This is a genomic window from Novosphingobium panipatense, from assembly GCF_900182875.1.
GTDB lineage: Bacteria > Pseudomonadota > Alphaproteobacteria > Sphingomonadales > Sphingomonadaceae > Novosphingobium > Novosphingobium panipatense.
Window position 1 is genome coordinate 1 of record NZ_FXUI01000022.1, and the last position, 24,428, is coordinate 24,428.

26 protein-coding genes and 4 pseudogenes are annotated in these 24,428 nt (G+C 64.2%); 16 read left to right on the forward strand and 14 right to left on the reverse strand.

Annotated features, from left to right (window positions below; all coding sequences use genetic code 11):
- Positions 1-132: 132 nt before the first annotated feature.
- Positions 133-515 (reverse strand): annotated as a pseudogene (locus tag QOL62_RS18295) (transposase); the annotation flags it as partial.
- 67 nt (positions 516-582) lie between these two features.
- Here QOL62_RS18295 and QOL62_RS18300 point away from each other — a divergent pair.
- Positions 583-729: pseudogene (locus QOL62_RS18300) on the forward strand (response regulator); the annotation flags it as partial.
- Between the two features lie 230 nt (positions 730-959).
- Positions 960-1,175 carry a hypothetical protein gene (locus QOL62_RS18305; protein ID WP_283407158.1) on the forward strand — a complete coding sequence of 72 codons (216 nt, stop codon included), beginning with the start codon at positions 960-962 and terminating at the stop codon, positions 1,173-1,175.
- 129 nt (positions 1,176-1,304) lie between these two features.
- On the opposite strand, the gene QOL62_RS18310 is transcribed toward QOL62_RS18305, so the two are convergent.
- Together QOL62_RS18310 and QOL62_RS18315 are read right to left on the reverse strand one after the other, a co-directional pair.
- Entirely contained in the window at positions 1,305-1,724 is a 420-nt protein-coding gene (locus QOL62_RS18310) for a globin domain-containing protein (protein WP_283407159.1), read from the reverse strand.
- Positions 1,615-2,502 carry a sensor histidine kinase gene (locus tag QOL62_RS18315; protein ID WP_283407160.1) on the reverse strand — a complete coding sequence of 296 codons (888 nt, stop codon included), beginning with the start codon at positions 2,500-2,502 and terminating at the stop codon, positions 1,615-1,617. The genes QOL62_RS18310 and QOL62_RS18315 overlap by 110 nt, the downstream gene beginning before the upstream one ends.
- Before the next feature lie 141 nt (positions 2,503-2,643).
- Here QOL62_RS18315 and QOL62_RS18320 point away from each other — a divergent pair, with 141 nt between their 5' ends.
- Complete coding sequence (locus tag QOL62_RS18320) at positions 2,644-3,012, forward strand: response regulator (RefSeq protein WP_283407161.1); 369 nt, start codon at positions 2,644-2,646, stop codon at positions 3,010-3,012.
- Between the two features lie 207 nt (positions 3,013-3,219).
- Here the strand turns inward: QOL62_RS18320 and QOL62_RS18325 are convergent, their stop codons facing one another.
- The 3 genes from QOL62_RS18325 to QOL62_RS18335 form a co-directional block, all read right to left on the reverse strand.
- The gene (locus QOL62_RS18325; RefSeq protein ID WP_283407162.1) at positions 3,220-4,143 is read right to left on the reverse strand and encodes a GGDEF domain-containing protein; all 924 of its coding nucleotides are present in this window, start codon (positions 4,141-4,143) and stop codon (positions 3,220-3,222) included.
- A gap of 306 nt (positions 4,144-4,449) precedes the next feature.
- Positions 4,450-5,082 carry an RNA polymerase sigma factor gene (locus tag QOL62_RS18330; protein ID WP_066550609.1) on the reverse strand — a complete coding sequence of 211 codons (633 nt, stop codon included), beginning with the start codon at positions 5,080-5,082 and terminating at the stop codon, positions 4,450-4,452.
- A 514-nt stretch (positions 5,083-5,596) separates the two neighbouring features.
- Positions 5,597-5,881: a WGR domain-containing protein gene (locus QOL62_RS18335; protein ID WP_283407163.1), complete on the reverse strand. Its 285-nt coding sequence runs from the start codon at positions 5,879-5,881 to the stop codon at positions 5,597-5,599.
- A gap of 289 nt (positions 5,882-6,170) precedes the next feature.
- Here QOL62_RS18335 and QOL62_RS18340 point away from each other — a divergent pair, with 289 nt between their 5' ends.
- On the forward strand, positions 6,171-6,554 hold the full coding sequence (locus QOL62_RS18340) for a hypothetical protein (protein ID WP_152680181.1): 384 nt from the start codon (positions 6,171-6,173) through the stop codon (positions 6,552-6,554).
- Positions 6,555-6,560: 6 nt separating this feature from the next.
- On the opposite strand, the gene QOL62_RS18345 is transcribed toward QOL62_RS18340, so the two are convergent.
- Genes QOL62_RS18345 through traA form a run of 4 tightly spaced genes read right to left on the reverse strand, consistent with a single transcriptional unit; the run spans position 6,561 to position 11,812 of the window.
- Positions 6,561-7,853 (reverse strand): serpin family protein, encoded by a 1,293-nt coding sequence (locus QOL62_RS18345; protein WP_283407164.1) that lies wholly within the window; start codon positions 7,851-7,853, stop codon positions 6,561-6,563.
- 9 nt (positions 7,854-7,862) lie between these two features.
- Positions 7,863-8,132, reverse strand: a complete 270-nt coding sequence (locus QOL62_RS18350; protein WP_047867206.1) for a TehB family protein — start codon at positions 8,130-8,132, stop codon at positions 7,863-7,865.
- Positions 8,132-8,869: a DUF6118 family protein gene (locus QOL62_RS18355; protein ID WP_047867205.1), complete on the reverse strand. Its 738-nt coding sequence runs from the start codon at positions 8,867-8,869 to the stop codon at positions 8,132-8,134. Before QOL62_RS18355 ends, QOL62_RS18350 begins: the two co-directional genes overlap by 1 nt.
- Positions 8,870-8,878: 9 nt before the next feature.
- Positions 8,879-11,812, reverse strand: a complete 2,934-nt coding sequence (traA, locus tag QOL62_RS18360) for a Ti-type conjugative transfer relaxase TraA (protein WP_283407165.1) — start codon at positions 11,810-11,812, stop codon at positions 8,879-8,881.
- 174 nt (positions 11,813-11,986) lie between these two features.
- On the opposite strand from traA, the gene QOL62_RS18365 reads away from it, so the two are divergent.
- The 7 genes from QOL62_RS18365 (at position 11,987) to QOL62_RS18395 (ending at position 15,271) form a co-directional block, all read left to right on the forward strand.
- Positions 11,987-12,244: a hypothetical protein gene (locus QOL62_RS18365; RefSeq protein ID WP_283407166.1), complete on the forward strand. Its 258-nt coding sequence runs from the start codon at positions 11,987-11,989 to the stop codon at positions 12,242-12,244.
- Positions 12,237-12,560, forward strand: coding sequence for a conjugal transfer protein TraD (locus QOL62_RS18370; RefSeq protein WP_283407167.1), 324 nt, complete (start codon positions 12,237-12,239; stop codon positions 12,558-12,560). The genes QOL62_RS18365 and QOL62_RS18370 overlap by 8 nt, the downstream gene beginning before the upstream one ends.
- 19 nt (positions 12,561-12,579) lie before the next feature.
- Positions 12,580-12,807, forward strand: a complete 228-nt coding sequence (locus QOL62_RS18375) for a conjugal transfer protein TraD (protein WP_283407168.1) — start codon at positions 12,580-12,582, stop codon at positions 12,805-12,807.
- Complete coding sequence (locus QOL62_RS18380) at positions 12,804-13,535, forward strand: SIMPL domain-containing protein (protein WP_283407169.1); 732 nt, start codon at positions 12,804-12,806, stop codon at positions 13,533-13,535. The genes QOL62_RS18375 and QOL62_RS18380 overlap by 4 nt, the downstream gene beginning before the upstream one ends.
- Before the next feature lie 208 nt (positions 13,536-13,743).
- Positions 13,744-13,911: a hypothetical protein gene (locus QOL62_RS18385; protein ID WP_283407170.1), complete on the forward strand. Its 168-nt coding sequence runs from the start codon at positions 13,744-13,746 to the stop codon at positions 13,909-13,911.
- An 11-nt stretch (positions 13,912-13,922) separates the two neighbouring features.
- On the forward strand, positions 13,923-14,207 hold the full coding sequence (locus QOL62_RS18390; protein WP_283407183.1) for a hypothetical protein: 285 nt from the start codon (positions 13,923-13,925) through the stop codon (positions 14,205-14,207).
- A complete protein-coding gene (locus QOL62_RS18395) occupies positions 14,207-15,271 on the forward strand; it encodes a type IV secretory system conjugative DNA transfer family protein (protein ID WP_430438275.1) in 1,065 nt (354 codons plus the stop codon). The genes QOL62_RS18390 and QOL62_RS18395 overlap by 1 nt, the downstream gene beginning before the upstream one ends.
- Positions 15,272-15,284: 13 nt before the next feature.
- Here QOL62_RS18395 and QOL62_RS18400 read toward each other — a convergent pair whose 3' ends face one another.
- Entirely contained in the window at positions 15,285-15,815 is a 531-nt protein-coding gene (locus QOL62_RS18400) for a GNAT family N-acetyltransferase (protein ID WP_007686150.1), read from the reverse strand.
- Entirely contained in the window at positions 15,812-16,432 is a 621-nt protein-coding gene (locus QOL62_RS18405) for a recombinase family protein (RefSeq protein WP_008832583.1), read from the reverse strand. Before QOL62_RS18405 ends, QOL62_RS18400 begins: the two co-directional genes overlap by 4 nt.
- 125 nt (positions 16,433-16,557) lie before the next feature.
- On the opposite strand from QOL62_RS18405, the gene QOL62_RS18410 reads away from it, so the two are divergent.
- From QOL62_RS18410 to QOL62_RS18430, 5 genes and pseudogenes are all read left to right on the forward strand, one after another.
- Entirely contained in the window at positions 16,558-19,449 is a 2,892-nt protein-coding gene (locus QOL62_RS18410) for a Tn3 family transposase (RefSeq protein ID WP_013849879.1), read from the forward strand.
- 27 nt (positions 19,450-19,476) lie between these two features.
- A pseudogene (locus QOL62_RS18415) lies at positions 19,477-19,671 on the forward strand (type IV secretory system conjugative DNA transfer family protein); the annotation flags it as partial.
- A 723-nt stretch (positions 19,672-20,394) separates the two neighbouring features.
- Positions 20,395-21,299, forward strand: a pseudogene (locus QOL62_RS18420) (Tn3 family transposase); the annotation flags it as partial.
- Between the two features lie 119 nt (positions 21,300-21,418).
- Positions 21,419-21,517 (forward strand): hypothetical protein, encoded by a 99-nt coding sequence (locus tag QOL62_RS19865; RefSeq protein ID WP_346770707.1) that lies wholly within the window; start codon positions 21,419-21,421, stop codon positions 21,515-21,517.
- 948 nt (positions 21,518-22,465) lie between these two features.
- A complete protein-coding gene (locus QOL62_RS18430; protein WP_283407171.1) occupies positions 22,466-23,377 on the forward strand; it encodes a replication initiation protein in 912 nt (303 codons plus the stop codon).
- Between the two features lie 83 nt (positions 23,378-23,460).
- Here QOL62_RS18430 and QOL62_RS18435 read toward each other — a convergent pair whose 3' ends face one another.
- Positions 23,461-23,742: a hypothetical protein gene (locus tag QOL62_RS18435; RefSeq protein WP_346770708.1), complete on the reverse strand. Its 282-nt coding sequence runs from the start codon at positions 23,740-23,742 to the stop codon at positions 23,461-23,463.
- A 17-nt stretch (positions 23,743-23,759) separates the two neighbouring features.
- Complete coding sequence (locus QOL62_RS18440; RefSeq protein WP_010339218.1) at positions 23,760-24,401, reverse strand: AAA family ATPase; 642 nt, start codon at positions 24,399-24,401, stop codon at positions 23,760-23,762.
- Positions 24,402-24,428: the final 27 nt, after the last annotated feature.

The window sequence follows — 24,428 nt, forward strand, 5'->3', positions numbered from 1 at the left end:
GCGCCCGCGGCACACCCGCCAAGGTCAATGCGACCGCTGGTCTCGAGGCCAGCGAAGGAGTAAACTCGGCCAGCGTCTCGGATGGCAGTCATGAGAGCGTACGTTTTTGACCATCCTCTCACCGCTCCCCTAGTAATACGACGAGCGGCTGATGCGCAGCAGGCGGCACTGCGCCGTGATCGACAAGCAGTGGTGAGCAGATTCGACCATCGCCCGCCTCCGGTCCACGCTCATCGACCGAAGGCTTTCGCTAAAAAATCCCGCTCGACGACCAATTGCCCGATCTTGGCATGCAGCTTTTCCACCTCGCTCTCGCTGACGGCCTTGGCCACATCGCCAGCCCCGGAGAACGTGCCTGCCATGCCGTCGATGGCCTGCCGCTTCCACGACGCGATCATCGTGTGGTGCACACCATGCTTGGCTGCCAGTTCCGCCAGCGTCAGATCGCCCCGGATCGCTTCCAGCGCGATCTTGGCCTTAAAATCGGCGCTGTAGCGCTTCCTCGTCGTCTTCATTCCCGTACCAATCCATCAGGTCGGGAGTAGCTTAACACCCTGTCCAGAAAACCGGCACCACCTCAGTCCTGACCTCAAGGTCTTGTTCATCACCGGCTATGCCGAGAACGCAGTGCTGAGCCACGGCCATCTCGATCCTGGCATGCACGTCCTCACCAAACCCTTCGCAATGGATGTGCTGGCTACCCGCATCCGAGATTTGATCGAAGGGTGATGTCGGCGTAAGCCAGCGGCAAAGGCCGCAGCGACACAGCAGCCGGCAACGAGAGGATCGCGGCTCCGATCTCAATACAGATGATCGGTAGCGACAGCGGCAATCGTTTTAACGCAAGCGGCAGCCATGCCACGAGCGCGATCAGGACTCCGGCACCTGTCAGCCAGAGAATATAGGCAGGGCCTGCCGCTCTTGCGCACCAGAGCGGGCCGGCGGCCCGCACGAACTTCGTGGATCGGCTCACGACAATCGCGCACCGGCTTGATCTGGGCGGCCATGGCGGCGTGCAGGAGGTCTACGAGGCCGCCTCAATCATCGGTCGATTACAAAAGGGGCCGAAACGGCCAAAAGGTGAGGGTTGGTCGATCGAAGATCATCAGGCCATTGCCGATCTTGAGAAGGTGCAGATGAAGCTCGTCAAGCTCGCTAACGGTGTTCAGGAGTGAATGGCGATGAGTTCGTCTCTCTTGTGCCTGTCCATTCGGCCAATGAAGGCCGGTGCCTTACCGCCGTGATGGGGCTGGCGGGCGCTGAGGAGTCAGTGTCCTAGCGGGAGGAGCGGCCCGATGCGGCGATCATGCCGCCTCAGTCCGGTAGAGCTGCGCCTCACGGTTGATAAGGATATCGGCCAGGAACCAGTAGGCTTCGCCCCAGGCGTTCAGAATCTCATCGGTTGCCGCCTCGCCCAATATGTCGCGGATCGCCGGCAGCAGCGCGTTGGCGACCGCAGGATAATGTTCGGGCTGGATATGGGTCTCGACATGGCGCGCGGCGATGCGCTCGATCGCGGGTTTCAGCACGTCGAGCTTGTCCACATTCTGCGCAAAGGCGAGGATCGCCGCCGCGAGCCGCTTGGGCTGCGCGCCGGATTCGTGCGCGGCCATGTCAAACAGCGCCTTGATCTCCGGATCGACGAACAGGCGCTGATACATGCGCGTGGTAATCTCCACGCCGTGCTGCTGGAGCGCAGGCGCCGTAGCTTTTACCAAAGCCATTGTTTCGGGGGAAAGCGGTTTGGACATACAGACGTGCTCCGGATTTCAGGACCCTGACAAAAGAGACGATCAAAGTGGCGAGAGGGACCCGATCGAGCAAGGAGCGTGGGCCGGAGAGACAGGCATGCGCGATGAACCCAAGGCTTAGCGTCGGGGTATCCCATATCCGCATTCGATCATAGCTCGACCGCAGCCAGAGGAGCGAGCAAGGTCCACACGACGCCCGAGGCGGGAACTCCATCTCGGCACGGCCGCGCAAGCTGCGGCTCACGGCCGTGCATATCAGCCGCGACCCAAAGCCCCGCCGCTCGGGCCTGACGACTGGCGGGCCACCCCGTTCGGCCCATTGCATCCAAAGCTCGGCTTCGGTGCCCGAATCCAGCACCTTCCATGTCAGCTCGATCGTGCCCGCCTCATTGGACAGGGACCCATATTTGATCGCGTTCGTCGCCAGCTCGTGAAAGGCGAGGGTCAACGTCATCGCCGCCCTGGGGCCGATCGTGACCGTGGGGCCGTGGAGGCGAAGCCGCTCCGCGTAGAGGGTGAAGTGGCCCAGCGCATTTTCCGCCAGCGCGGGCAGGGGCGCCGCCTGCCAGTTGTGGGATAGAAGCTGCTCGGTCGCGTTGCCCAGCGCCGCCAATCGCTCGTCAATGGTCGATCGGGCGTCTTCGATCGAATCGGCCGCCTGCAAGCTCTGGCTGACAAGGGAACGAACGACAGTGAGAATGTTCCTGAACCGATGCTCAAGCTCACGAATCCGGGTTTCAGTATCGACCATAACTCTACGTGCCCCCTACCCGGCTACTTAGAGCAATCGGGAGCCCAGGACGAACATTTTGCACGTCCGCGTGGAGCACAGAGCCAGACGGCGCGTTGCTGCGCTGATCGGTGGAACGGCTGCGTAAATGCTTGGTGCGGCATGACTACACAAGGTGGGATCAGCGGCCTTCGCGTGCTGGTTGTCGAAGATGATTATTGGGTCGCGGCCACGCTGGTCGAGATAATAACCGAAGCAGACGCGGAAGTTGTCGGCCCTGTCGATTGTGTGCGGGACGCCCTGACGGCGCTGGACTCGTCGCCTCATGTCGCCAGCCTCGATGTGCAACTTGGCTCCGAAACCTCGTTCCCGATCGCGGACGAACTGGACCGTCGCGGCGTGCCCTTCATCTTCGCCACGGGTGCGGCCAGCATGATCCCGGCTGCCCACGCCTCACGCCCGACCTGCCACAAGCCCGCTTCGCGCGAGCTGCTGATCGGGGCGCTTTCTGGCGCGCTCAACCCTGCCTAACAGGGCTGCTTCACTGACGCGATGCGAGAGGCTCAAAAGGAAACGCCCCCTCGTCATCCAGCAGCTCGCCGGGTTGCATCGGGCCGGCTCCGGTCGCGGCGTCGATCGCGGCTTGCAAATGGACGGCGGTGGCCGTCGCGCCTCGGCCGGTCCGATCCAGTTGGGCCAATGCCATCCTCATAAGCGAGAGGGCTGTGTCGTCATTCGTCATAGACATGCCTCGATGGGAACCCGGAGCCTTGACGGAACAGGGGCGTCCCGGCCTCGATCGGTCATTGCGCGGCCGATCTCCACGGCGTTCTTCCCGGCGCGCTTGACCGCGTACATGAGCTGATCGACCGCATGCATCAACGAGGGTTCGTCACGCGGGGTATCGGGCGAGATGAGCAGCGCGCCCATGCTGCACGTCACCGGATGAGGCGTGTCGGCCAGAACCGATGACAGGCGCTTGTGGAGCAAGCGAGCGTAATACACCCCTTCCTCGGCCGAATGGACGGGAAGCAAAAAGGCGAACTCGTCGCCGCCGATCCGGCCGAAATCGTCCTCGCGTCGGATGGCCTTCCGTGCGCCCTGCGCGAAGGCGCGCAGCACCTCGTCGCCGGCAACATGGCCGTGGCGGTTATTGATGCCCTTGAAATCATCGAGATCAAGGATCGCGAGCAGGAAGGATTGCCGGGCAGGCACCGCTAGATCGAGACGATGGATCACGCGCTCGCGGAACGTCTCCTTGTTGAGCGCATCGGTCATGCGGTCGCGCGCCGCCAGGTGGTGCTCCCGATCAAAGGACCGGCGGAAGCTGAGAACGATGGCGGCGACGAAACCATAGGTGACGGCGCGCACGGCCATCCTTGCCCCGAGCAGGGCGGGGGAGAGCCCTGGAAGTTCGGCGAGATGCGGCACGACGGCGAGGACCGCCGCGACGATCGCCACCAGATAGCCAGCACGGCTTCCCAGCGCCCAACAAGCAGCGCAGACGATCGGGATATAGAGCGGCGCAAGACCTATCCGGGGAAAATGTGCATCCGCCAGCGCCAGCGCCGTGACGCTGAGGAGGACCGCGAACCATGCGCGTTCGCGCGGCAGGGAATGGAGACGATCGGCGAAGCGGCCGACAGGCAGATGACTATTCACGCATGTCCTACTCGGTCAAAAGGTTCTCCAAGCTCATTCCCGCCCCAAGTGTTCCTGTGCAGCCGGCGGCACGCCCCATTTCGGAGACGTGCCGGCCACTGAACCGGGTGTTGGAAACCTGAAACACGTCAGGCGCGGACGCCTTTGGCCGGGTGGCTTGGACATGCGCGCCCGCCACCCGGTCGATGAAGCTCGACCGGCTCGTGTTTCAGGAGGTTTCCACGCCTCCACCCGCGTCTCCGCAGGTGTGCGCACGCTACCCGCAAGCCGTTAAGAAAAGCAACAAGCCGACAGGCACACCGGGGATCAGCCGATCTTGACGCCCCGCCAGTCCCGTTTTTTCCGCAGGTGGATGGGCCGCTTGGCCGCTGGTGGGTGCATATCGCGATCGGTCCTGTCGGCCAGCAGCGGCGTCGATCGCTCCTCGATGAGGGCGCGCAGCCGAGTCCGCCCGCGTGCGATGCGGCTCTTGAATGTGCCTGGGGCAATGCCGAGCTGCGCCGCGCCATCCTCGATGGACACGCCCTGGCTCGCCAGCAGCACCGCCTCGCGTTGGTGGGGCGGAAGCTCGCTGAGCGCCCAATCCGTATCCCGCAGCCAGACGGCGAGGCTCTGGGTCTCGTCCACCCGTAGCATGCGGTCGCGCGCCTCTTCGGGCAGGTCGGCATGAAAGCGGGCGCGGCGGCGACCGGTGAGAAAGCTGTTCTTCATCACGGTCCGCGCCCAGGCGGCGAGGCTTGTTCCCGCCGCGAAGCTGGCGCGCGCGGTCCAGCACCGGAGCATGGTGTCCTGCAGAAGGTCGTCGGCATCGGCGCCGCCTCCAGTCAGTCGCCGCGCATAGGCGCTTAGCGCCGCCGCCTGCTCGATCAGCGCTGCTCCGAACGCATCATCGGGCATGGCGATCGGCAAGGGAACACGGGCAGGCACATCGGGCGGCATCTCATTCTCCGGGCAGGGCTCTCCTGCCCTCAAGATATAGGGGGTGCGAGCCGCCGATGTTGCCAGCCAGACCGCTTCAAGGCCCGCTTCGTCCCGTCTCGGTCGATCGGGGCTGCGCGCGTGCTATGGGCTTCCATATCGCAATCGGAGAGAGACGATGGAGCGCCTGTTTCCGCGCGCCTTGATAGCGTGCATTCGTGAGGCTCGGCCGCCGACGCCGCAGGAGCTTGCATCGATGGCCGAGAAAATCTGGCGCGAGGCTTTTCCAGAGCGTCCATTTCGACACGCGCGCGCCATGACTATCGCCGCCGTAGCGCTCACAGGCGAACGCCAGACGTGCAAGGGACCGCCGGCATCCTGTCCCGCTGAACCATTTCCAGCTAGAATGCGGAGCGCTACGGTCGGCCGATGGTCGCCAGGGCTGTCGTCCAGGAGAGGATGCGCCGCTTGAGCCGGCAACATGCTGGCCGTAGCACGGCCGGTTTCTTCAAGCAGCCGACGTGGCGGTGGCGGCTCAAACCTCGGTAGGCACCAGCTCGTAAGGCACCCCGATCCGGGTTTCGGCCGTGCCGCGCCGCCGCAGGGTCGCGGCAATGTGGCGGTCGGCCGCCGCGCGATCGGCGAAGGCGTGCCGCTGGGCTTGGCCGTGTGCGCCGATCCGGCCCCAGCGGGTTTCTACAACGATCATGCCGAAAAGATCGAGGCTTGCGGTGATGCTGTAACGCCGGCGGATGTTGCGCGCCGGGTCGATCGCCACCAATTCGATCGGCTCGGGCAGGGACAGGTTCGCGCCATTCATGGCGCGGAGCCTACGAAATAAGCCTCTCCAAGTCCGGCGACTTTCCTGAATCAATGGCAAGCCGGTGATTCAGGAAATCGATGGTTCCTCGAAGCGTTACCGCGTCTGCGGGCTTGCGCGATGCTTCTGGCGCTGTTCGAGCCAGGTGGTGAACGCCGACTGGGTGCAAACGTCCAAGGGTTCATAGGTGCCCGGCGCAACACGCCGAAACAGCATGGGGCCGGTCCGAACGGCGCTTCGGCTGAGAGAAACCTGGCAGCTATTCCCGGCCATCCCGCACCGGCCACCTATGTTCATCATCGGATTGGTACGGATGCTGATTGGTCCCGAGACGCGGCCCTTTGTGACGCTGATAACGCGCGCGGGGCGGCTCTGCTCGATCTTATGCCCGGGCCTGAACCATAGTCGCGCTCGTCCGTCCGACCCGCACCAGAAACTGCGCGGTGCCGTCACCGGCGCCCGCCCTATCTCCAACTCACCAACAAGATCGGCTTTGGCGAACGCCGCGCGCGCCGCTGCCTCGATATTGTCGGGCAGGATGCAGGAGCACGCCATGGCGGGCGTGGACGCACTCAACGCCGCACCGGCCAGAGCCGTTCCGATCGCTCGCGATAGCGACACCATCATCATACCGGGAGGCTACGCCCGCACGGCTGAACGGAGCATGGCCTGAGTGCGCCTATGGAATCGCTGTCGGATCGGCGATGCGCCCGAAAAACAGCACCGCGCCGCTCTTTCGGTCTCGCAGGGTGGCAAGGAAAGGACGATCGACCACCATCTCCGGCACCTGAGGCTCTATCCGCGCACTGGTCACGACGATCTTGACTGCGGTTGCCGCCGCCGCCTCGGTGCCCTCCTCATCGATGCGCAGGAAGGTCGCGTGCGCCACGTCATCGATCGCGAGGCGCACACCGCTGGCGATCCCCGACAGGTCCGCACGCTGCTGATCGAAGGCGCTTGACATGCCCGCTGCGATCAGCGCTGCCTTCACGCTCTCATCGAACCTCGCTTCGAAGCGGGGCAGAACGATACGCATCTCGCGAGCCTGCTCCGCTGACAGGTCGAAACGATCATTGCCGCCCTGCTCGCCGGCGAAGAAATCGACACCCTTCAGCTCACGCTCCCAGCGGCGCAGGGTCGCCGCGTCACGCGGCAGGAAAATCTCCATCACGAAGCCATCGCCGCCATAAGGCAGCGCGATTGCCTGCCCTTCCCGGGTCTCGCGATAGTCGAACCGGCCAATCCGCTTCATCATCGTGATCGGGATGCGCGAGCCGTCGCCACGAGTGAAGGTCCGCGTTTCCGTCTCCTCGAACGGCACCTGCCACTTCGCCTTGAAGTAAAGCGCGTTGGTCAACACAGCGGCAGTGTCATCCCCGAAGCCGCTCGGAGAGACGATCTGCGAAATCCTGCCCCTCGTCTCGCGCGAAACCCAGCCATTGATCCGCTCGGCTGCTTCGGCAGGGTTTCCGGCATAATCGACTGTTTCCGGAGCCACTCCGAAGCCGGCATGCGCCTCGGCGACATACTCGTTCCGGATCGGCAATCCCTTCGCCAGCCACAGCGCGTTCGCGATGCCGAGCGTGGTATCGGCATCGCCGGTGTCGGTGAGCTGCGTATTGTAGGACTTGATGAGCGCAGGGACGTTGCGGGCCGAATCCCAGCCAAGCGCGTGCCCGATCTCCTCGCGTGTGCCGCCCCGCGCGCCAAGATAGGCGAGCCCCAGGCCCTGCGACAGGCTGACTGGGGAGATGAACAGATTAGCATTTGCATCGGCCGCCGCTGCCAGGTGCGGGTAGACCTTGGAGGTCATCACCGCCGCGCCATAGGTCAGCCCCCAAGGCGTGATCTCGCCGCTTCGCTCCGACTGCCCGGCGGGAGGCGGGCCGATATTGGAGGCCGGTTCGCTCGTCGCACAACCACCAAGCGCGAGGATGGCAAGAAGCGGGAATGACAGGGCTGCTTTAGGCATGGCTGCTCCCTAGAGGCTTGGCTGCTGATCGTAGAAATCGACCTGCATCCGCATGGCTCCGAGGGGTTCGACGAAATGCGGCTGTTCCGGTAGAACAAGCCCTGGCCGCTCAGGTGTAAGGATCACCTCCGAGGCAGGGTCGAGATAGGTGAGCTTCAATCTCCCTTCGATGACCCGGATCACGCCCCACACACCGGCCTTGGTGCGATGCTCGGAGCGCAGGGCAGCGGGCAATGTCACCTCATCGAATATGGGCGTCGAGCGGTAGGGAAGCACCATTATTTCTCTGCTCCTACTTGGATCGTGCATCGCACCGGCTGATCCGCCTTCCTTGCGGTCTGCCGGCATCCTTCGATCTTTTCTCGATTGTCGCGCAGCAACCTGTCGACCGCGACAATCGCCTCCCAGCTCGGCCGCGATGCGCTCGCCATAAGATGCTGCCCGGCATCCCACGGTGTCGTCTCGGCAAGGACCCGCGTCGCCATGCGTTCGGGCCATTGCCAGCTCGCCGGTGCGATCTCGCGCGCGACCATACCGGGCAGGAAGGACCAGAGCAGGATGCCGATAAGCAACCCGCCCAGCCCGAACCATAGTTGACGGTTCTTTTGATCCCGCGCCGTCAGCGCCGATTGAACGACGGTGCGCAGCTCGCGTCCCTGCTGTTTCATCTCGTTGGTGGCGGTGGCGAGGGCGGCATGATCGGCGCTGCGAAGGTCGGCCGCCGCTCGATTGATCTGCGCCGAAACCTGCGCCGGCGTCATCGCCAACGCCGGCGACTTCACGATGGCCGTCGTAACCTGGTCCAGGCGTCCGTTGATGCCGTCCAGCCCCTGGACGACATGCCCCAGCGTCTCGGAATAATCCGGCACGTCGATGCTGGCGCGCTCGGCCGCCAGTCCCTCGATGGCGCGGCGCATCAACGCTAGTTCGCCGCGCTGCTGCTCGACCGCAACGCGCACCTGCTCGAACGCTTCCGCCGCCGCGTCGCCGCCTTCCTCCCATTCCTCGTCCGCCATTGCCTCTCCTTATCGGCTCAACCCTCGATCGCGGCCGATTTCCAGCGAACGGGTCAATTCCTGGCTGATCGGGCGATCCCGGCCCATTTCCAGCCCCAGCTCGGGCGCGCGCCGCCGCAAGACGGATTCGAGTTGGGGATCGCGGTGCAGCGTTCCGGCCAGGCTCTCCATCTTCTTGCCGGTGCGCTGCGCGGCCTCACGATCGCCGCTGCGCGTAAGCTCGGCCCGCTCGCGCGCCATGCCCTGCCAGCGCTCCACGAACCGATCGGCGCGAAGCTCGGGATTGGTGCGGACCTGGGCCTCGTGCGCCATCGCCCGCGCCGCGCCGCCGGCCTTGCCCTCGGCCGCTTCGCGCACCAGCACCGGGTTGCGCTCGAACGCGGACGCCAAATCGCGGGCGGCATGGGGCCGCACCTGGTCGAGCGCGTCGCCCGCCTTCGCCAGCGCCTGCTGCTGATGCGGGAGCACGGGCAAGCCCTTCTCCCGCATTCGGTCCATATCGGCCTGCGCGCGCGCATAGCGCTCGATCGCCCTGGCCTGGCTCGGCGCTGCCGGTGCCCGCTCGGGGGTGGTGTTAATCGGACCCCCTTTGCCGTCGCGCGCCAGCTCGGGCGAGGACGGTTTCGGCTTGAACCCGGCGAACATACCCCTCGCCTTGTCACGCACCTTCCCGGCGATCTCGCGCGCGAGTTCCGGGAAGCGGATCTCGCGCCGCTCGGCGAACGCGCGGGCCTGGGCCTGCCCGTCACGGGCGGCGGCATAATCGCCCGCCATGTCCTTGCCCCGGTCGCGCGACAGGGTGCGGGTGAGCTGGCGCTGATCTGTGAAATCGTCGCGACCATAGTGGAGCTGCACGCTGTCGCGGTGCCGCGACAGGCCGACATAGGCCGAGTGCCGATCCATGCCCGGTGTCGCCAGCACATGCGCCTGATCGACCGTCACGCCCTGCGACTTGTGGAAGGTGGCGGCATAGCCGTGATCGACATGGGCATAGTCCTTGAGGTCGAACGCGACCTTCCGGCCATCGTCCATCTTCACCGCCATGCCCTCGGCGCTGACGCGCTCCAGCGTGCCCAGCGATCCGTTCTTCACGCCAAGACCACGATCGTTGCGGAAGAACATGATCCGATCACCGGTCGCGAAATCGCGCCTGCCGCGCTCCACCGATAGCCCCACCTCCTCACCCAGCTCGCCGGCGGCGCGCATACGGCTGCGGGCTTCGCTGTTCAGCTCCTGCACCTCGGCATTGGTATGGGTGAGGATGATGCGGCTCTTGTCCGGATCGGCCTGGCGGGCGCTCTCCCATCCATCCATTAGCTCAACGCGCGCCGCCTCGCGCGTGTCGGCCGCGCGCACCATGCCTTGGCTCTCATAAGCATGGATGGCTTCGCCCGTGCGGCCTGTGGCGAGCGCGCGCGTCGCTTGCCGTTGCCAGTCCTCATGCTGCCGGCGAATTTCGGTGATCTCGGCCGCGCCATGACGCTCGGCAAGGCTGCGGAACGCCGCCCCGGCCTCGATCGCCTGCAACTGCTCGGGATCGCCGACAAGAACGACCTTCGCGCCGGCACGTTCGGCCTCCGACAGCACCCGCTCCATCTGGCGCGAGCCGATCATGCCCGCCTCGTCGATAACGAGCACATCACGCGGGCCTAGCTGCTCGCGCCCCTGCCCCCATGCGTGCTCGAGACTGGCGATCGTCCTCGAGGCGATGCCGGAACCACCCTCAAGATTTTCGGCGGCAATGCCCGACAGGGCCGCGCCGCGCACCTGATAGCCTTCGCGCTCCCACGCCTCGCGCGCGACCCCCAGCATGGCCGACTTGCCGGTGCCCGCATAGCCGACGACGATGGCAAGATCGCCACTCGTCCCTATATGCTCCAAAGCGGCCCGCTGATCTTCACCGAGTGTCAGCCCGCCACTCCCGGCGGCGTTCAGCCCCCCTTGTAGCGACGCCGCCGGGAGACCATGCCCCACCCTGTCGGCAAGCCGACCGGCAGCGCGCTCTAGCCGCTCCTCCACCGCGATCATCTCGCGGCTCGTGAACCGCTCCTGGTCGCGTCCGTCCTTCCCCAGCGCCACCAGCTCGGGCGAGGACCGCACCGCGCTCATGGCCTGGTCGAACTGCTCCTTGCCGTCGCTGTGCCGGTGGACGAACATCGCCAGGTCGCGGGTGGTGAACGTCGCCTGTTGCCGCGTGATCGCATCCAACGCGATTTCCGGCTTGGCGATAATCTTCTCGCCGTTCTCGCGCGCGATCCGCACATGATCGTCGGCGTTGCGGTGCGGCTGTCCCTCAAGCTCGTGCCGTTTCCCCATCGGCCCGATCTTGTGCTGGGGCTCAAGCTCGATCCCCTGCGCCTCGTAGGAGCGATGGTCGATCCGCCCTTCCAGCCCCAGCTCCGCCATGCGTTCGTTGACGTGGGCGGCCCATGCCTCTCGCCACTCCTTCAACAGCTCGGTTGAGTTCCAGGCGCGGACCTTCTTGCCGAACCCCTCAGGTCCAACCTCACGCATCGACAACATGACATGCGCGTGCGGCTTCGGGGTGCCGTCCTTTGCCTTGTCCCAATGCACATTAAGGTCCGCGACCATCCCGCGTTCGACGAACTGCTTGTCCACAAAATCGCGGGCGAGGCTAACGCCCTGTTTCTCGCTCATCTCGCGCGGGATCGAGAACTCCACCTCGCGCGCGAGCTGCGCGTCCTTGCGTTTCTCCCCGGCCTCCACCTCGTTCCACAGGGTCGCGCGATCGTTTAAACGCTCCGGCGCACCTTCGGGAGCCAAGATTTCCGAATGGACGACGCCGGCCTTGTTCGAAAAATCATGGTTCCGCCCAAGCCGCTCGTCATGCAGCTCGGATGCGGAGCGATAGGCGGCGCTCGCAACGGCGCTCGATCCGCTTGCACGGCTGATGACCTTGGCCGAGAAATGATAGATCGCCATGACAGCCTCTATACTGCCTCCTCAAGCGCACGTCGGCAACGACGTATAAGCGCGCACTCACACTCTCTATCGTTCGCATGATTGACTCCGTCGCAATCTGCCTGTGACCTACTGTTGTCCTGGGCATGCTCGCGTTACGCTGCGGCTGCTGTTGACGATGACGGGGAGACGATGATGCCTGAACCCGACAAACAGGATGCGGCTCTGGAGGCGATCTGGTCGAACCCCGCGCACTGGGCTGAAGGAACGTTCGGCTGCTACTTCGCCAAAGAGGACCCGCGTCTGTGGGTGCCCCGGCGCAAACCCGGCAGAGGACGGACGCGCAACATGGCGAATCCACAAGCGGGAAAGCAGATGTTGGGCAGCATACTGTTCTGTGCTTTCCTCCCTGCCGCAGTGTTGGTGTTCACGAGGATATTGGGCAATGCGTAAGGTGCGCGACTATGACGCGGAGTTGAAGGCGCTAGAGGACAAGGCACGGGCGCTGAAGGCGCGCCGTGTCGAACAACTCGGCCAGCTTGTCACCGCTACCGGGGCGGATGCGCTCGACATGGAAACACTCGCCGGCGCACTGCTCGATGCCGTCGCCTCGAAGGACGCGGAAGCGAAGGAGGCGTGGCGCGAAAAGGGCGCCGCTTTCTTTCGGGGGCGTAGGCGCAAAAGTCGGCGGACTGCTGGCGGCAACAGCGACGGCGGGAACGCGCAACCGGGCGCTGATCCAGCGTCTGGAAGCGGCGCGGCGTCGTAACGATACGCGGGCTTGGGTCGTGCAACGCCGCGAACGCACCCGCCACCTGATCGAACTGGGCGGCCTTGTCCAGAAGGCGGGTTTGGTCGAGCTGACTGACGACGATCGCGCCACGATCTATGGGGCGCTGCTGGAGCTGGTCGGCCGCGCCCGCAGTGACGATGCCGGCGACACGCTCGCGCGCTGGAAGCGGCGCGGCAGACGCGCGTTCGATGCGGAAAATGATGTAGAGGAGAGATTGCCTTGAACAAGCTTCTTTGGGCCTTGCCGCTCTGCGCCGTTGTTGCCGGCTGCGATCGTGGTCCGGCTGATCCGCAGGGCCTCAAAACCGGTGAGACTTTACTGACCGTCACAGGCACGGGACGCACCGAAGCCGCGCCCGACCAGGCGCTGTTCACCGCCGGCCTGTCGAGCGTGGCGGCCGACGCGAAAAGCGCCAGCGCGAAGAACGCTGAAGCCATGAATCGGATCACGGCAGCCCTTGCCCAGCTGAACGTGCCGGCGCGCGATATCCAGACCCGCAGCCTGTCGGTCAATCGCGTGGACTACGGCCCGAACAAGGGCCGCTTCGAGGCGAGCAACACCCTCACCGTGCGGATGCGCGACACGGCGCGGGTGGGCGAGGCGATCGCTGCTGTCACCGATGCTGGCGCGAACATCGTCTCTGGTCCGAACCTGTCGATCGCCGATCCTGAGAAGGCGAACCTGAGCGGCTATGACGCTGCCTACAAGGCCGCGCGCGCCAAGGCCGAAGCTTACGCCAATGCCGCTGGACTGCGCATCGCCCGCGTGCTCGCGATCCATGATGGCGGCCAAGGAGGCTACATGCCGCAGGTAGCGGAGATGGATGCCCGTATGGCTGGGCCGCCGCCGATTGTCGCGCCACCGGCTCCTGAACAAGCCCCTCCGGTAATGACAGGAACCAACGCCGGGATGGTGACAGTGCGCGTGAACTTCGCGCTGGCTCCCGAATGATTGCTTCGCCGCCACCCCAGGCAGGGCCATTTGTCCATTGGGTGCATGATGGCGAGGCACGCGTCCATCGTCTGATGACCCGCGAGCGCTTTTCCTACCTGCATGACCTGCTCGCCTCAACTTCCATGCAGGGAGAGGACTCGCTTTGGGCCGATCTCGACGACCGCACGGCGCATTGGCAAGGCCAGTCGTGGCGCGAGGATGAGCGATGGTCAAAGCGCTTGCTGGCGAAGCCCGCCGTTTCAACAAGCGCTATCCAGTAGGCGATCGTCATCGGCGAGCAGCGTGGTGGGCGCTCGGCGGAGCAATGGCCACGGCAGATGGCATGGGAGCCCTGCTCAACGCACTGAGCGGGCTCGACGGGGAGCGGGCGTGATGCCGGAGACGATGGCAGAACTGGATATCGAGGCGATCCGTCGCGAAGTCCGGGCGCTGGATTTCGTACGCGGTACGCCTGCTGACGTGGCGGATTGGCGGGAAGCCGATGCTGAATCCCGCGCCAACCTCGCCATCGAGGGCATGGCGCTGAGCGCGGACGACGAGGCCCTGTTCGACATGCTGCGCGAAGAGGCGGTGCCTCCTCTCCTCGCCACGCAGATCATCCTCAGGCTGCTCGATCATCCCGACGCCGATCCGGCGCTGGCGATCACCCCACTGGAACGGGCCTGCTGATGGCGGGGCCGCTCATCGGCAGGCGTCGGCCGATCAGCTGGCGGCTCGCGATCGTCATCGCGTTCGTCGCGGCCTATGCGACCGCGCGGTGGCTGGAAGGCATCTTCGGCGTCGGGCAGATTTCCGGCGCCGCGTCGTTCCTGGTCCTGGTCGGACTGATCGGCGCGACCTGGTGGATCAACAGCTGCGCCGGCAAGCGCCGGAACGAGCTGCTGGGCTCGGCCCGCTTCGGCGACCGCGCCGACGTGCGCAAGCTGGAGGCGAACGGGGATCTCCTGATCGGCCGCGCCAAGGAATCCGGCAAGCTGCTCCACTATGACGGCGCGGCGCACCTGCTGACGATCGCACCCACCCGCTCGGGCAAGGGCGTGGGCACGATCATCCCCAACCTGCTGCTGCTCCACCGCTCGGTGGTCTGCATCGACCCCAAGGGCGAGAATTCCCGCGTCACGGCCCGTGGGAGAGCCAGGAAGGGCCTTGTGTGGTGCCTGGACCCCTTCGGCGTCTCCGGGCGTCCTGCGGCCCGCTACAACCCCCTGGCGCAGCTAGACCCGGCAAGCCCGGACCTCGCAGAAGATGCGCAGACGATCGCCGACGCCCTGGTCCACGACGCGCCGGGGCAATCGGGCGAGGCGCACTGGAACGAGGAAGCCAAGGCGCTGATCGCCGGCGTGATCCTGCACACCGTCGTCCACGAGCCCTCTGCCCGCGTCATGCTCGCCACGGTGCGCGACAAGCTCACCCGCGAGCCCGCCGGCTTCGCCGCGTTGCTGGCGGACATGCAGGCCAGCAATGGTGCGCATGGCCTGATCGCACGCGCCGCCAATCGCCAGCTCGGCAAATCCGATCGGGAAGCAGCCGGGGTGCTGTCCTCGGCGCAGCGCCACACCCACTTTCTCGACAGCCCGCGCCTGGTCGAAAGCACGTCCGCGTCCGATTTCCAGTTCGCCGACCTGAAGGAGCGGCCCGGCACCGTGTTCCTGTGCCTGCCACCGGATCGACTCGATACTTATGGGGGCGTTTGCGGGAGGGGGCGGAATCCTACGCCAAGCTCGCCCAGATAGCCGGCGCGAGATCTTACTTGTTGCTGCCTTCTACGGTCGCGCCAGAAAGGCGACGGCTCAGTTCTATCCGGCGATGGCTACGCATTTTGAAGGTGTCTGGCCCAACGCGCCGATACTCAATGAAGCCGAGAGAACGCCAAAATCGCTCTGCCGCTTCATTCGCTTCCAGCACGGCCAACCGAATCTCTGTGGCACCTCTCGCAGCGGCCCAGCTTTCGACCGTCGAGTAAATTGAGCGTCCGACGCCACGACCACGCTGTGCGGCATCTACGATCATGAAGCCGAGATACCATGTGCCATCACGCGGATAATCGCGGAGGATGGCCGCGATTGCATATAGGCCGCCAGGCCCCTTCCATCCCAGGACAGCTTGATTGTGGGCGCTCTTTTCGGGCGGCACATCGGAGAAAAGCTCGCGAGCATCGTCCAGCGTGGGCGCGGCCCCGTCCTGCAACAGGAAATAGTCGCTGCAACGGTTGTACAGGTCTGCAACGTCTGCGGCGTCCGCTTGGGTAAGTTTGATCGGGGCTCCCGTCATCATCATCGCGTTTTGGCAGCAAGCACGCGCTGACCGTAATCCCGGAGTTCCCCGTTGGGACCGACATAGCGGTAGAGAGTGACGCGCTCGATCCCGAGTTCCTTGCAGAGGTCGGAAACGGACGTGTCGCGTTGGGCCATAGCAGCCTGAGCGAGCCGCACCTGGGCCTTGGAGAGGGCGAACTTGCGGCCACCCTTGCGTCCCCGCGCGCGGGCAGCGGCCAGGCCAGCCATGGTGCGCTCGCGGATCATATCCCGCTCAAACTCCGCCAGTGTGGCAAAAATGCCGAACACCATCCGGCCCGATGGCGTCGTGGTGTCGATCTGCGCGCCCTTGCCGGTGAGCACCCGCAGACCGATACCGCGATCCGACAGATTCTGCACCGTGCTGACCAGGTGGGTGAGCGTTCGGCCGAGCCGGTCGAGCTTCCAAACGATGAGGACATCGCCGTCGCGCAACGATTTCAGGCAGGCGGCAAGACCGGGGCGATCATCACGGCTACCGGATGCACGATCATCATAGATATTGCCTGGCTCGACACCGGCAGCGCGAAGGGCATCGTGCTGCAGGTCGAGCGACTGCGAGCCGTCGGCTTTGGACACGCGGGCGTAGCCGATCAGCATGGATCACAAACGAAGGTTTGAGGCGGTGACGAACATGAGCACATAAGATTGGGCTATTGTGTATCTTAACCAGCATCTCAATCAAGCTATCTCAAACCGTAGCTCGGAAAGAATAAGGAGCATGTATGCCGCGTCGCGTGACCCTGACCGATCGACAGCGCGAGGCGCTGCTTCACTTGCCGGTCGATCAAGGTGAGCTGCTGCGGCACTATACCCTCAGCGATGAGGATCTCGGGCATATCCGCCAGCGCCGGCGCGCCCACAATCGTTTTGGCTTCGCGCTGCAACTGTGCGTCCTGCGCTACCCGGGCCGGGTGCTCGCTCCTGGCGAGTTGATCCCGGCGCAGGTATCGGATTTCATCGCGGCCCAGCTCGGCCTGACCAGCGACGATCTACTCCTCTATGCCGCGCGCGAGGAGACCCGGCACGAGCATCTGGCGGACCTTCGCCGAATCTACGGCTATCGCTCCTTTTCGGGGCGGGGCGCACGGGATTTGCGCGAATGGATCGCTCGGGAAGCCGAGGCGGCGACATCGAATGAGGATCTTGCCCGTCGCTTCGTTGCGGAGTGTCGCCGCACCCGCACGATCCTTCCCGGCTCCTCGACGATCGAGCGCCTTTGCGCCGATGCGCTGGTTGAGGCCGAGCGCCGGATCGAGGATCTTATCGCCCATCGCATCACGCCAACCCTGAGCGAGAATTTGGCTCACCTGTTGGAGGATACGGTGGATGGTCGCGTCACGCGCTTCGTATGGCTGCGACAGTTCGAGGTTGGCGCAAATTCAGCAGCCGCTAACCGGCTGATGGATCGACTGGAATATCTTCAAAGGTTCGATCTTCCGGCGGATTTGCTGGACGGCGTGCCGGCGCATCGTGTGACCCGGCTTCGCCGGCAGGGCGAGCGCTATTACGCCGACGGCATGCGTGATCTGCCCGAAGACAGGCGGCTTGCGATCCTCGCTGTCTGCACCCTGGAATGGCGGTCATCGCTGGCCGATGTCATCGTGGAGACCCACGATCGCATCGTAGGCCGTCTCTATCGGGCCTCCGAACGCCTTTGCAACACCAGGATCGCCGACGAAAAGGCGGCCGTTCGGGACACGCTGAAGTCCTTTGCCGAAATCGGTGGTGCTTTGCTTGGAGCGCAGGACGATGGCACGGCCCTGGACGGGATAATCGCCACCGGGCCTGGCTGGGAACGGTTCAGAACCCTTGTCGCCACGGCCTCCGCGCTGACCAACGTGCTCGCGGCCGACCCGCTCAGCCGTGTGCTGGACGGCTATCACCGTTTCCGCCTCTACGCGCCCAGGATGCTGCGCCTGCTCGACATGCAGGCGGCGCCGATCGCCACGCCTCTTCTGGCGGCCGTTGCGATGCTGCGTAACGGGATCAAGGTCGATCCGCCGGTGGATTTTCTACGTCCCAACTCGAAATGGCATCGTCATCTTTGCGCTGAGCCCAGCGGCGACCACCGGCTTTGGGAAATCGCGGTGCTGTTCCACATCCGCGACGCCTTCCGGTCCGGTGACATATGGTTGGCGGGATCGCGCCGCTATGGCGACCTCAAGCAGCTTCTGGTCCCGCCACAGGCGATAGAGCAGACCGCGCGGCTCGCCGTGCCGCTGCGACCCGGCGAATGGCTGGCCGAGCGCAGGGCTCGACTGGATACACGGCTGAAGGAGTTTGGCCGCGCGGCGCGAACCGGCACGATCCCAGGCGGCATCATCGAGAACGGCAAGCTGCACATCGACAAGCTGAGGGCCGACACGCCCGAAGGGGCCGAGGATCTCGTGCTCGATCTCTATCAACAGCTCCCGCCCGCGAGGATCACCGATCTGTTGCTGGAAGTCGATGAGCGAACCGGATTTTCCGAGGCGTTCACGCATCTGCGCACCGGCGCGCCCTGCAGCGACCGGATCGGCCTGATGAACGTGTTGCTGGCGGAAGGCGTCAATCTCGGTTTGCGCAAGATGGCGGCGGCGACCAACACGCACAGCTTCTGGGAATTGCTGCGGATCGCGCGCTGGCATGTCGAAGGCAGCGCCTATGATCGGGCGCTCGCCATGATCGTGGAGGCCCACGCCGCCCTGCCCATGGCCGCCTTCTGGGGACAAGGGCAATCGGCATCCAGCGACGGGCAGTTCTTCCTTGCTACCGAGCAGGGCGAGGCGATGAATCTGATCAACGCGAAATATGGCAACGTCCCGGGCCTCAAGGGATACAGCCATGTGTCCGATCAATATGCGCCGTTCGCAACCCAGGTGATCCCGGCAACGGTCAGCGAGGCTCCCTATATCCTGGACGGGCTGCTCATGAATGACGCGGGCCGCCGCGTTCGCCAGCATTTTGCCGACACGGGCGGCTTCACCGATCATGTGTTCGCCGCCTGCGCCTTGCTCGGCTACAGGTTCGCCCCCCGTATCCGCGATCTCCCTCAGAAAAGACTCTATGCCTTCACGCCCAACGCGACGCCGGCCAATGTGCGAGCGCTGGTCGGAGGTAAGATCAATGAACCGCTCATCGAGCGCAACTGGCCCGACATCCTGCGCATCATGGCGACGATCGCAGCGGGGATCGTCGCCCCCAGCCAGATTCTTCGCAAGCTCGCCTCTTACCCGCGCCAGAATGAGCTGGCCCTCGCATTGCGAGAGGTGGGCCGCATCGAGCGAACCCTGTTCATGATCGACTGGATTCTTGATGCCGGCCTCCAGCGCCAGGCTCAGATCGGCCTCAACAAGGGTGAGGCCCACCACGCCCTAAAGCGCGCCATCAGCTTCCACCGCCGAGGTGAAATCCGGGATCGATCCGGCGAAGGCCAGCACTATCGCATCGCCGGAATGAACCTGCTCGCCGCCATCATCATATTCTGGAACACCATGAAGCTCGGCGAGGTCGTCAATACCCGGGCCGCCAGCGGTACCCATATCGCGCCTGATCTACTCGCCCACGTCTCGCCGTTGGGATGGGAACACATCAATCTAACCGGGGAATATCGCTGGCCCAAATCCTTAGCGTAGGATTCCGCCCCCTCCCGCAAACGCCCCCCTTATGCGCGGTGGCTGCGGCTCCTGGTCGCGCAGGCCGTCACCGACATGGCGCGCTCCCCTGCCCGGCCGGAACGCCCGGTGCTGTTCCTGCTCGATGAGTTCGCCGCCCTCGGCCGACTGGAGCCGGTAGAGCGCGCGATGGGGCTGATGGCGGGCTATGGCCTCCAGCTTTGGCCGATCCTTCAGGACATAGGGTGACTACACGAAAGTGCATTCTGTGTACGCTAAGCGAGAACGAATGCTGAACTCTGATCCTGAGTTGACCAGTAATTTCCTCGTCATTCAGATTATCGCGCCGCTACGGAGGAGCATGGAGTTCCGGACGATCCGTCTTCAAACTGCTTCGCTGTCCGGGGCCATTATGATGAATCTATGCAGGCGGCGGGGGCGCAGGCGGTGGGAAGTCCTTCGGATCGCTGATTGAACCGACGAATGCCGGCGGATAGCCGCAAGCCTGGACTGAAGGATTCCGGTTGAGCTTCAACTCGACCGCCCTCCCATAATCAAGCCCTGTGACCGCATATTCCTCACCAAGCTCAACCACCTGCCGTTCCAAGTCTCCTTGCGACGAGAAGGTCACTCCCGATGACAGAATGGGAGTGTAGACGCTTTTACCTGTTATGAACACAATGCAGTCATTAACTCGTTGGAACTTACCACGACTCAAGTTGGTTAGCGCTGTGTCCACGGAGGGGCGAGAGTAAACCAACGCGCCGTCTTTTCGTTTAACAATATCTACAGATTCTTGACCACATCCGATAAGAACCTGAGAGATAATCACCAGAGAGCTAAGGCTAAAGCGCGCGCGCGTCACGGCGTAACATATCCATTGACAGTCTTAACTGAGAACGGCGAGTAAGCCCTTATCGTTGTTAGCGGTGAAAATAGAAAGAAGCAGCGGGTATTGTTGCTCGCCGTACGGGCGGGCGCGGTGCCGCAATCGGCGACATCAACGCCCGCAACGGCAATGAGCCGGGGGGTAAGCTTCTACACCCATGTGTCGGACCAATATGATCCGTTCGCGAGCCGCGTGATCGCGGCGACTGCCGGTGAGGCCCCTATGTTCTCGACGGGCTACTATACCATGCCACCGGCCTGTCGATCGAAGAACATTACACCGATACCAGCGGCGCATCCGATCATGTGTTCGGCCTTATGCCCTTCTTCGGCTACCGCTTCGCGCCGCGCCTGCGCGACCTGAAGGACCGGCGCCTCCATCTGCTGCCGGGTCAGGAAGCCGGGCCGCTGCTGGCCGGCATGGCCGGCGATCCGGTCGCCATCGGGCATGTCGCGGCCCATTGGGACGAACTGCTGCGCCTCACCACCTCGATCCGCAGCGGCACCGCCACCGCATCGGCGATGTTGCGCAGATTGTCCGCTTACCCACGCCAGAACGGACTGGCGCTGGCCTTGCGCGAGGTCGGGCGGATAGAGCGCTCGATCTTCATGCTCGACTGGCTGCGCGATCTCGACCTGCGCCGGCGCACCCAGGCTGGACTCAACAAGGGCGAGGCCCGCAACGCGCTGGCCCGCGCGCTCTTCTTCAACCAGCTCGGCGAACTGCGCGACCGGCGGTTCGAGGACCAGACCTATCGCGCCTCCGGCCTCAATCTGCTCGTGGCCGCCATCATCCTGTGGAACACCCGCTATCTTGAACAGGCGGTCGGGGCGCTGGCGATCCCGGACGACGTCGCCCGCCACATCGCCCCGCTGGGATGGGAGCATATCTCACCTGCGATTATCGCTGGAATGTCGAAAGCCGCCCCGATCCCGGCCAGCTTCGTCCGCTCCGCACGCCGTCGTCGCTCCTGGCCGCATGACAGCCCGTCCGTTCGCCAAAGGTTCTCTCTTAGCGTACGTAAAACTCACTTTCGTGTAGTCACCCCATATCGGCCGCCCGCTGCTCACTCCCGATGAAGTCCGCACGCTGCGCGAGGATTTGCAGCTCCTGTTCCTCGCGGGGCGACGCCCGATCGTCGCCGCCAAGCTCAAATACTATGCCGATCGTGAGTTCGCGGGCCGCTTCGACAAGGCGTGATAGCGTTTAAACGGGCTCCCGTCGAAGCGCCATCGTTCCGATATACAAACAGTATCGGAACAATGGCGTTCTGCCGCACATTAAGTCGCGCCGAAATCGCTCGAAAGCGCGGAAAATCGCGCTCTGGCGCGCGAAAGGTGAGTTTTGGGGTATCGGCTCACCGTTCGCATATCGCGCGGCGGTGGGTGATACCCCGAAGGGTTGTAGATCTCGCGCGGGAAAAATCTGCCGCCTGGGAAGCCCGTAGAGGGCCATCGGCGGTTCCGACGCTGGAAACCCTGTCCAACAGCCGGAATCGCGCTGTGCGGCCCGGAAATCGCCTCTGCCGGAACGCTTCCGCCTCCCCTGCCTCTCCGATCGAGCGCCCACATATCCGCTTGGCTTTTCTGGAAAGCCATTTGCGACGCTGGGTCTAGGCGGTGTGCTGGCGGTAGGAGTGCGACGGTTGCGACCATCTCCAAATCATTAAAGGCGTGCCGGCGAAGCCGGCTCATCATGGGGATGCCGGGTGGGAGGATCGCGTAGCGATCCGGGGCGGCCGTAGGCCGCGAGCCGGTGGGGCGAAGCCCCAAGAGGCGGTGCCTTTCTTCTTCTTCGGGGGTGTGGGTGTCGCTGGCGCAGAGTTATCCACAGGCAGGGCCACCCCAAAACTCACCGTTCGCCTTCTGATTCAAAGATTCTTCTTTGATTCAAGATTCAGGGTGCCTCAAATCCGCAGAAGACTTGGAAAAATGGCCTCGAAAAGTGAGTGTTGGGGTCGAGTCCCGTGAGTTTTGGGGTAGCCTTCGGTGAGTTTTGGGGTCGGTAAAAGTGAGTGTTGGGGTCGAGTCCGGTGAGCTTTGGGGTATCCGTCAAATCGACGGTGAGTTTTGGGGTATCCCCCTCCCCTGATCGCGATCGGCGAGCTTTAGGATTTACCTAGCTCACCGTTGCTGTTAAGGTGAGGTCATGGCTTTAGCAAACTCACCAGTGAAGGACGGTAAGGCAAAGACTGCCTCAGGTGACGAAACCGCCCTCACCCTCGCCCAAAAGGGGCGCGGAAACCCGTTCGATCCCGCCAATTACGGGGAAATCGTCAAACCCGGCGAGCTGGTCGATATTGTCGAGTTGTCGCCCCTCACCCTCGCTGATCGGCGAATCTACAATCTGCTGATCGCGAACGCCTGGGACCGGATCGGCGAGCCGGTCATTCACCGCATCGCCAAATCCGCGCTCAAGGGCACGCACCAGGGCAATGAGCGCATAGAAAGCTCGCTGCTGCGCCTGATGGGCACGATCGCGATCGTCACCATCCGCAAGGCCGGCAAGAGCTACAAGCGCCGCGTCCAGCTTCTCGGCCCCAGCGACGAAAGCCTCGAAAAAGACGGCTTCCTCCATTACCGGATTCCCGAAGAGCTGATCGAGATATTGCGTAACAGCGAGGTCTATGCCCGCCTCAAGACGCAGGTGATGTATTGCTTCGAGTCGAAATACGCGCTGTGCCTCTATGAAATGATCGAACGGCGGATCGGCCTCGAATACAAGCAAAGCGAAGAGTTCACGATTGCAGAGCTGCGCGGGCTGCTCAACGTGCCGGAAGGCAAGTTGGGACGCTTCGCCGATTTCAACAAATACTGCCTCAAGGTCGCGCAGGACGAAATCAACAAGCTCTGCCCCTTCTGGGTCGAGTTCACGCCGATCAAGAAAGGCCGCAAGGTCGAGCGGGTTTCGATGATGTGGCTCCCGAAAACCATGAGCGGCCGGCGCGACGCGCAAAACCTGATCGACCAGCACAGCATCGTGCGGCGCGCGAAGCTGCGCGGAGACATACCTGAAATGCCGGTGCTGGTGGATTTCAGCGCGCCAGCGGCCGAACGGTGAGGACCTACCCCAAAACTCACCTTTCACGCGCCAGAACCGCCTAGCCTTCGCCAGCGCGGGCCGCGCCGCCCCCCTCGCCGGCCCTATCCTTCGCCGGCATCGAGCGCGCGGCTGACGGTGAACTGAATCCACGCGCTCCGGCTGATCCCGCGCCGCTTGGCCGCCGCATCGACCTTGGCGAGAAGCGCGCGATCGAACCGCAGCATCACCGGCGACTTGCGCGGCTCGGCCCCCCGCCCCGCCTCGTCGGCCTCGGCCGCGATCGGCGCGGCCTCCGGCTTCGCCGCACCGGCGATGAAGGCATCGGCCGCCGCCTCGTCCATCGGCGGCTTGGGCTTGCTATTCGGTTTACGAGCGATAGCCATTAACACGCACTCCGATATTATCTTGATATACAAACCGCGCCGATCAGCGCCGTCAATTCGTCTATCGCCTTGGGGTCGCGCGGGCTTTGCTCGATAACCGCCCTGCCCTCGGCCGCCGCGTTCGGGAACGCCTTGCGCCGCACGATCGACGTGGGCAGCACTTCGATACCGTCGATATCGCCGATCATCTCCAAGGCGGCCTCATTGTCGGCCCCCTGCGCGTCCGCGCCGTTCAGCACGGCAACGGCGCGCAAGCCCTCGTTGATCTCGCGCGCCTCGGCGACCAGCGCCGAAACCTGATCGAGTGCCCACACGTCGAAGCTGCGCGGCTGCACCGGCACCAGCAGCGTGTCGGCGACGGTGAGCGCGGCGCGCAGCGATCCGGTGTCGCGCCCGCCCACGTCGATGATGATATCGTCATATTTGCTGGCGAGCTGGCGGACCTGGCTGCGCAGCGCCGCGCCGGTCAGCGCGACGGCGGTATAGCCCGCTTCCCCAAGCCGCTCGGCGCGAAGCTGGGTGAAGGTGAGGGCGGTGCCCTGCTCGTCCCCGTCCACCAGCAACAGGTCGCGGCCGGCGAGCGCCAGCGCGACCGCGAGATTGACGGCGAGGGTGGTCTTGCCTACGCCGCCTTTCGTGTTTCCGACTGCCAATATCATAATGCCCTTACTCCGCGCACTATCGTT